The organism is Curtobacterium sp. 320 (assembly GCF_031455235.1).
Lineage (GTDB): Bacteria > Actinomycetota > Actinomycetes > Actinomycetales > Microbacteriaceae > Curtobacterium.
This window is the reverse complement of record NZ_JAVDSI010000032.1, coordinates 1-1726: the sequence shown is the minus strand read 5'-3', so window position 1 is coordinate 1726 and position 1726 is coordinate 1. Positions and strand designations below refer to the sequence as shown.

Below are 1726 nucleotides of genomic sequence, written 5' to 3'. Positions count from 1 at the left end.
CCGGCCGCATGGTCTGGTGGTGGAAAGATTTTTTGGTTGGGGATGGACTCGCGGCCTATCAGCTTGTTGGTGAGGTAATGGCTCACCAAGGCGACGACGGGTAGCCGGCCTGAGAGGGTGACCGGCCACACTGGGACTGAGACACGGCCCAGACTCCTACGGGAGGCAGCAGTGGGGAATATTGCACAATGGGCGAAAGCCTGATGCAGCAACGCCGCGTGAGGGATGACGGCCTTCGGGTTGTAAACCTCTTTTAGTAGGGAAGAAGCGAAAGTGACGGTACCTGCAGAAAAAGCACCGGCTAACTACGTGCCAGCAGCCGCGGTAATACGTAGGGTGCAAGCGTTGTCCGGAATTATTGGGCGTAAAGAGCTCGTAGGCGGTTTGTCGCGTCTGCTGTGAAATCCCGAGGCTCAACCTCGGGCTTGCAGTGGGTACGGGCAGACTAGAGTGCGGTAGGGGAGATTGGAATTCCTGGTGTAGCGGTGGAATGCGCAGATATCAGGAGGAACACCGATGGCGAAGGCAGATCTCTGGGCCGTAACTGACGCTGAGGAGCGAAAGCGTGGGGAGCGAACAGGATTAGATACCCTGGTAGTCCACGCCGTAAACGTTGGGCGCTAGATGTAGGGACCTTTCCACGGTTTCTGTGTCGTAGCTAACGCATTAAGCGCCCCGCCTGGGGAGTACGGCCGCAAGGCTAAAACTCAAAGGAATTGACGGGGGCCCGCACAAGCGGCGGAGCATGCGGATTAATTCGATGCAACGCGAAGAACCTTACCAAGGCTTGACATACACCGGAAACGGCCAGAGATGGTCGCCCCCTTGTGGTCGGTGTACAGGTGGTGCATGGTTGTCGTCAGCTCGTGTCGTGAGATGTTGGGTTAAGTCCCGCAACGAGCGCAACCCTCGTTCTATGTTGCCAGCGCGTTATGGCGGGGACTCATAGGAGACTGCCGGGGTCAACTCGGAGGAAGGTGGGGATGACGTCAAATCATCATGCCCCTTATGTCTTGGGCTTCACGCATGCTACAATGGCCGGTACAAAGGGCTGCGATACCGTAAGGTGGAGCGAATCCCAAAAAGCCGGTCTCAGTTCGGATTGAGGTCTGCAACTCGACCTCATGAAGTCGGAGTCGCTAGTAATCGCAGATCAGCAACGCTGCGGTGAATACGTTCCCGGGCCTTGTACACACCGCCCGTCAAGTCATGAAAGTCGGTAACACCCGAAGCCGGTGGCCTAACCCTTGTGGAAGGAGCCGTCGAAGGTGGGATCGGTGATTAGGACTAAGTCGTAACAAGGTAGCCGTACCGGAAGGTGCGGCTGGATCACCTCCTTTCTAAGGAGCATCTGGCTCGTCGTGTCCTTCGGGGGACGGTGGGTCCAGGCGCCGGATCGAGACGAACGTTCTCGCCGGTAGCTCATGGGTGGAACATTGACAGTGCAGTCGGGAGCGCAGCTTCCTGATCTCAGTACGCCCGGGCCTTCGTGGTTCGGGTTGGAACGGGTTGGGGGTGAGCGGGTCGGCTGGTGCACGTTGTTGGGTCCTGAGGGACCAGGCTTCCTGACCGTGATGGTCGGGGGTTGAGCCGTGACTGGGGCCTTTGGGTTCTGGTTGGGTTCTTCGGTGGGCCGCATGATGCTGGGAGCATGGCTTCTGGGGGAGTGTGGTGCCGATCGTATGTTGAGAACTACACAGTGGACGCGAGCATCTTAGATCGCTCG

The 1726-nt window shown here is 58.2% G+C and carries 1 rRNA gene; it reads left to right on the top strand.

Annotated elements, in window-relative coordinates:
* A 16S ribosomal RNA gene (locus tag J2X60_RS19020) occupies positions 1–1340 on the top strand; the annotation flags it as partial.
* Positions 1341–1726: the final 386 nt, after the last annotated feature.